Origin of the sequence: Indioceanicola profundi (assembly GCF_003568845.1) — a bacterium.
Classification (GTDB): Bacteria; Pseudomonadota; Alphaproteobacteria; order Azospirillales; family Azospirillaceae; genus Indioceanicola; species Indioceanicola profundi.
On sequence record NZ_CP030126.1, the window covers coordinates 883952 to 890000 of the forward strand.

The 6049-nt window shown below is 63.2% G+C and carries 5 protein-coding genes, 1 tRNA gene and 1 rRNA gene (1 of these 7 only partly in view); 3 read left to right on the forward strand and 4 right to left on the reverse strand.

Annotated features, from left to right (window positions below; genetic code table 11):
- Positions 1–315: 315 nt before the first annotated feature.
- From DOL89_RS04155 to fdhD, 4 genes are all read right to left on the reverse strand, one after another.
- Positions 316–774: a hypothetical protein gene (locus DOL89_RS04155; RefSeq protein ID WP_119678006.1), complete on the reverse strand. Its 459-nt coding sequence runs from the start codon at positions 772–774 to the stop codon at positions 316–318.
- A 164-nt stretch (positions 775–938) separates the two neighbouring features.
- Complete coding sequence (locus tag DOL89_RS25815) at positions 939–1061, reverse strand: hypothetical protein (protein WP_263973574.1); 123 nt, start codon at positions 1059–1061, stop codon at positions 939–941.
- Between the two features lie 93 nt (positions 1062–1154).
- Positions 1155–1811: a molybdenum cofactor guanylyltransferase MobA gene (gene mobA, locus DOL89_RS04160; RefSeq protein WP_119678007.1), complete on the reverse strand. Its 657-nt coding sequence runs from the start codon at positions 1809–1811 to the stop codon at positions 1155–1157.
- Entirely contained in the window at positions 1804–2724 is a 921-nt protein-coding gene (gene fdhD, locus DOL89_RS04165) for a formate dehydrogenase accessory sulfurtransferase FdhD (RefSeq protein ID WP_119678008.1), read from the reverse strand. Before fdhD ends, mobA begins: the two co-directional genes overlap by 8 nt.
- A 198-nt stretch (positions 2725–2922) precedes the next feature.
- On the opposite strand from fdhD, the gene DOL89_RS04170 reads away from it, so the two are divergent.
- The 3 genes from DOL89_RS04170 to DOL89_RS04180 form a co-directional block, all read left to right on the forward strand.
- Positions 2923–3615 (forward strand): ABC transporter substrate-binding protein, encoded by a 693-nt coding sequence (locus DOL89_RS04170; RefSeq protein ID WP_162937320.1) that lies wholly within the window; start codon positions 2923–2925, stop codon positions 3613–3615.
- Positions 3616–4309: 694 nt separating this feature from the next.
- Positions 4310–5794: ribosomal RNA gene (locus tag DOL89_RS04175) — 16S ribosomal RNA — on the forward strand.
- A 190-nt stretch (positions 5795–5984) separates the two neighbouring features.
- Positions 5985–6049: transfer RNA gene (locus DOL89_RS04180), tRNA-Ile, on the forward strand; it runs 12 nt beyond the window's last position.

The window sequence follows — 6049 nt, forward strand, 5'->3', positions numbered from 1 at the left end:
ATGATATCAATGAACGTTAACCGCTGAAGCCCGTATTTCTCTGATAAAATCGGCCTTTAGTCATAGTTCGGCAGCAATGGGCGCCAAGTCTCAATAGAGTTTTCGCAAACGCCGCATTGAATATTGCAATGCAGCGAAGAACTGTGCGGATCGATTTCAAAAGGGGTAGTTCTTGTCTTCTCGCACGCGCAATAGGGCCGAAAAGCGCGGATTCTGTGCGCCTTCCGGGAGTGGTGGGTGCAATGCCGAAGACGCTTGTAACGTCGGTACGGCGCCATGCCGCCCGGATGGACGCCGTCCCGTGTACGCTGCGAACTATTTGCGGACGGTTGCGGTCCGCAGGGCGGGCGCTTCGGCGCCGGCCTCGTAATCGAACCAGCAGACCGGGATGGCGGTGAACGGTTCGCTCTGCTTCGGGCTGACATTGGCCCGACCGGTCACTGCGATCAGGTAGGACTGGCCGAGCGCAGCCACCGATTCCTCCGTCCGCCCTACCCGGTCAGCCCAGGAGCTGGAAATCAGACGGCCGGTCTCGCCGGCAGCCATGGGCGACAGCCACTCCACCCCGGCCCCGATTCGCACCTGGGCGGCGATGGCCTGCATGGCCATGCTTTCACACTCGGTCATCATCTCCGGCGTGATTCCGGCGACGGCCTTTTCATAGATCTCGGCTGGAAGTCCGTTATCGGCGGACTGTGCCGACTGGGCGTGCGCCGTTGCGGCGGCGGAGAGGAGCAGGCCGATGGTCCAGGCCAGGCGGGCGGTGCGTTTCATGCGATCCGATCCTGTCTCAGCGAAGAAGGTGACGACATCCTTTACTAGGCTCTGCAGCTCCGCAACGGGAGCTGTCTTGGACCAAAGTATAAGAGCCGCCCGAAAACGCGAAGCGCCCCGCGGCAGGCGCGGGGCGCTTCAAACACGGCGTAAGGTCCCGTCGATCAGAGACGTACGCCCTGGGTCGTGAATGCCTTTTCGACATTGGTCTGCATTCCGCCCAGGACGGCCGCCGCCCCGACGGCAATGACCAGCGCCACGGCGATGCTGCTGAGAAAAGCCTTCATCTCACCCTCCCTGATGGGGCCTCGCGCCCCGTTCCTTGGTCTTCGCCAGGATAGGCCGATACGGGTCCGGGATCAACGACGCGTCCGAAAGGGCTACAGGTCGGGGCGCTGGGCCAGTAGCCGCTCGGCCTCTACCAGGTCCTGGGGGGCATTCGCGTTGAAGAATGGATCTACCGGATCGGCCCGGAAATCCGCGTAGGCGAGGGGATAGCGTGCGGTCCAACGGTCGATCTTGCGCATCTCCTCGTCGACCACGGACCTGCGGAGTTCATGGCGCAGGGCCAGCGGCCACAGGCCGATGACGGGATGAGTCTGCCAGCCGCCCTCGATCCGGTCATAGGGGCCCGACCGGGCGCAGGCCAGTTGTGCGCCCGCCCCCTCCCGCGCACCCGTCATGTGCGCGGCCAGGTCGCGGGGAAGGAAGGGGCAGTCGGTCGCCACGCTCAGCACGTCGGTCGCACCATCGACATGGTCGGCCGCCCAGTCCAACGCCGCCAGCACGCCGGCCAAAGGGCCGGCGAAATCCGGAACGGTATCCGCCACCACCGGAAGGTCGTGCAGGAACGGGTAATCTCTGAACCGGGCGGGATCGCCATTGGCATTGATGATCAGCACGTCCACCTGGGGCCGAAGGCGTTCCACTACCCGCTCCAGGATCGGGCGGCCACCGACCGTCTTCAGGGATTTGTCGCCGCCACCCATCCGTCGTGCCAACCCGCCGGCCAGCAGCACTCCGACAAGCCTAGTCATCGTCGCGTGCTCCCTTTCTGCGATGTTTGTGCTCCTCTTCGGCATGCTGCCGCCAATCGGCATCGAAGACGATGCGCTCCTGTCCGGCCAGGGCGATAAATCTACGGCCACGGGCCCGACCGATCAGGGTAAGCCCGATCTGGCGGGCAAGCTGAACGCCCCAGGCGGTGAAGCCGCTACGGCTGACCAGGATCGGAATGCCCATCTGCGCGGTCTTGATCACCATCTCCGACGTCAGCCGCCCCGTGGTGTAGAAGATCTTGTCGTCGGGGGAGATATTGTTCTGGAACATCCAGCCCGCGATCTTGTCCACTGCGTTGTGCCGGCCGACATCCTCCATATAGACCAAGGGATGGTCCTCCTGGGCCAGGACGCAGCCATGTATGGCCCCGGCCGTAAGGTAAAGGCTGGGAGCAGTGTTGATCTTGTGCGTCAGGGCATAAAGCCAGGAGGTGCGGATGCGAGCCTCGCGCGGCAGCGTCACCTTTTCGAACTTCTCCATGACGTCGCCGAAGGCGGTGCCCTGGGCGCAGCCGGAGGTCAGCGTCTTCTTCTTCAGCTTTTCCTCGAAGTCCGTCCGACACTCGGTACGGACCACCACCACCTCCAGCTCCTCGTCATACTGTATGGCGGTGATCTGGTCGTCCTGGCGAAGCATGTTCTGATTCAACAGGTAACCCAGGGCCAGATACTCCGGGTAATCGAGGATCGTCATCATGGTGACGATCTCCTGCCCGTTGAGGTACAGGGTCAGCGGACGCTCCACCGTCACGGCCGTATCGATGGCCGCGCCGGTCTGGTCGATCCCCTGAACCATTTCCGTCAGGCGCGGATCATCGGGGTTCGGGGTGATGAGGAATTCTGGCGGAAGGCTATCCATGTCCAGTCCCTGGTGCCGGGTCGTGAACTCCATCTTAGGCCATCCCCGGCGGATGGGTAGGGGGCAGGGTTGGTGACGGGCAAGTACAGGTCTGGAGCTGCCTACCCGGCGGGCCATCCAGCCGCGCTCCTGATTCTCGCTATCGCACCGGACCTCCTCGCCGGCTGGACGCGCACGCCGGGCAATCAGGCATTGCCGTTGCTCCCACCGGTCACGCGCAGGCTGCCACGTGTGCCTCGGCTGCCCGCCGGTAACCTTGAGTGGTCGGTGCAGGCGGTGCGGGACAGCGGGGCCGGACTGATCGTCGATGTGGGCGGTTCCACCGCGCCGGAGTTGGCGGACATCGCCGCTGCCGCGGGGGTGGACCTACTGACCTTGGCTGGAAGGCTTGCGTCCACTCCGGAGATGGTCCGCCGCCTGGGCAGGGCGCTCGGGAGGACGGAGCGGGGACAAATGCTGGCGGAGGAGGTGGAGCGTTGGCTGGACCTGACCCGCCGCGCGACGATGTCGCCCACCCGCATCCACTACGGCTGCGGGCCGGATGCCTTGGAGGTGCCTGTCGCAGACACCCTGGCGCGGGAGACCTTCACGCACCTGGGACTGGAGATGCTGCCTGCGGATTCTGACGGACCGCTTGCACGGGTTACCGCGGCCGACGTCACTGCGTTCGATCCGGAATGGATCGTCTGTCTGGACGAGGCTGCGGCCGGCTCGATCCGCGCCGATCCAGCTTGGCGACCAGTCCGCGCCGTTGCGGCCGGCCGGGTTCTGGCATCCCCGGCGCAACCCTTCCTCTGGCTGGACCGCCCGCCCGGCATAAACCGAATGCTTGGCCTGCTCTGGCTGGCAAGTCGGCTCCGTCCTGGCGGAACCGACGATGGAGAGCTGGAACGATGCCTGCGGATTCTGACCGGACGCTTGTAGACGGGGCAGGGGAGGGCAGCCTCTGACGGCCGCCATCCATCGCTTCGTTCCTCCTTGGGGACGGTCCCGATTTCAGTCTTCTGAAAAAAACCCATTGACCGGTGCGGTGTAACCCCCTACATAGCCGCTCCGCCGCGGGACGGACCGGGCGGCGCTGCCGAGAGGCGGTGCTGCGGGTTGGGTCTGGCGGCGGCGTGGTGTCGAAGACGGTCCCGTCCTTATGGACGGCGCGGCCGGCCCGGAGAGGGAAAGCGGAGCGGGCCTTGAAAAAAGGCCTTGCACTGCGGCCCGGACGGGAGTAGATACCGCGGCCCCGGCGAGCGGGACGGGACGGCGGCGACGCGGTCTTGACCAGGGCTCGGACGGGGGCCAGATACAGGTTTCGCCCCAGCCTCTGACGAGGTTTGCCGGCCAGCCGCGAGGCGGGCGGCGCGGGGTGTTGGCGGCCTTCGGGCCGCAGCGGGTCTTGAACAACTGCATATGGTTTTGAGAAGGGATGCGCAGGCGGCGGTCTCTGGGTGCCGGCGGGAGCTGGTGTTTGGAGTGCCTTATAGCTTGTGCATCACGCCAAGAATGCTCTGACCTGTTCTGATGGAGACATCGGGGCGGGTGCTTCAGGAGACAATTCGGGTAGGATTGCACCGGTTGAGGTGCTCCGTCGATGAGGATGTTGGTTTCGGCCGATATCCGCTTCAAACCTGAGAGTTTGATCCTGGCTCAGAACGAACGCTGGCGGCAGGCCTAACACATGCAAGTCGAACGAAGGCTTCGGCCTTAGTGGCGCACGGGTGAGTAACGCGTGGGAACGTGCCCTTTGGTCTGGGATAACGTCTGGAAACGGACGCTAATACCGGATGAGCCCTCTGGGGGAAAGATTTATCGCCAAGGGAGCGGCCCGCGTCTGATTAGCTTGTTGGTGGGGTAATGGCCCACCAAGGCGACGATCAGTAGCTGGTCTGAGAGGATGATCAGCCACACTGGGACTGAGACACGGCCCAGACTCCTACGGGAGGCAGCAGTGGGGAATATTGGACAATGGGGGCAACCCTGATCCAGCCATGCCGCGTGAGTGATGAAGGCCTTCGGGTTGTAAAGCTCTTTCGCACGCGACGATGATGACGGTAGCGTGAGAAGAAGCCCCGGCTAACTTCGTGCCAGCAGCCGCGGTAATACGAAGGGGGCTAGCGTTGTTCGGAATTACTGGGCGTAAAGGGCGCGTAGGCGGCGCTTCAAGTCAGATGTGAAAGCCCCGGGCTCAACCTGGGAACAGCATTTGAGACTGGAGTGCTTGAGTTCCGGAGAGGTGGGTGGAATTCCCAGTGTAGAGGTGAAATTCGTAGATATTGGGAAGAACACCGGTGGCGAAGGCGGCCCACTGGACGGATACTGACGCTGAGGCGCGAAAGCGTGGGGAGCAAACAGGATTAGATACCCTGGTAGTCCACGCCGTAAACGATGTCGGCTAGACGTTGGGGCTCTTAGAGCTTCGGTGTCGCAGCTAACGCATTAAGCCGACCGCCTGGGGAGTACGGCCGCAAGGTTGAAACTCAAAGGAATTGACGGGGGCCCGCACAAGCGGTGGAGCATGTGGTTTAATTCGAAGCAACGCGCAGAACCTTACCAGCCCTTGACATGCCTGGACCGGCGCAGAGATGCGCTTTCCTCTTCGGAGGCCGGGACACAGGTGCTGCATGGCTGTCGTCAGCTCGTGTCGTGAGATGTTGGGTTAAGTCCCGCAACGAGCGCAACCCTCATCGTCAGTTGCCATCATTTGGTTGGGCACTCTGGCGAAACTGCCGCTGACAAGGCGGAGGAAGGCGGGGATGACGTCAAGTCCTCATGGCCCTTACGGGCTGGGCTACACACGTGCTACAATGGTGGTGACAGTGGGCAGCGACCCTGCGAAGGGAAGCGAATCTCCAAAAGCCATCTCAGTTCGGATTGCACTCTGCAACTCGGGTGCATGAAGTTGGAATCGCTAGTAATCGCGGATCAGCACGCCGCGGTGAATACGTTCCCGGGCCTTGTACACACCGCCCGTCACACCATGGGAGTTGGCTTTACCCGAAGCCGGTGCGCTAACCCGTAAGGGAGGCAGCCGACCACGGTACGGTCAGCGACTGGGGTGAAGTCGTAACAAGGTAGCCGTAGGGGAACCTGCGGCTGGATCACCTCCTTTCTAAGGAACCGGCTCATCCGCCGCCCCGCCTGAGATGTTCAGGCCCTGGGTTTCCAGGTAAGGGGCCGCCGCCGGCGCATCCCTTCTCAACGGATCATGAGCAACCTGCCCCCGGCAGTCGGGCTTGTGGCTCTGGGCCCCGGATCGGGGTCCGGGGCCGAAGCCTCCGACCCAGGGGCTCGGAAGCTTCGGGCTAGTAGCTCAGCTGGTTAGAGCGCGCGCTTGATAAGCGTGAGGTCGCAAGTTCAAATCTTG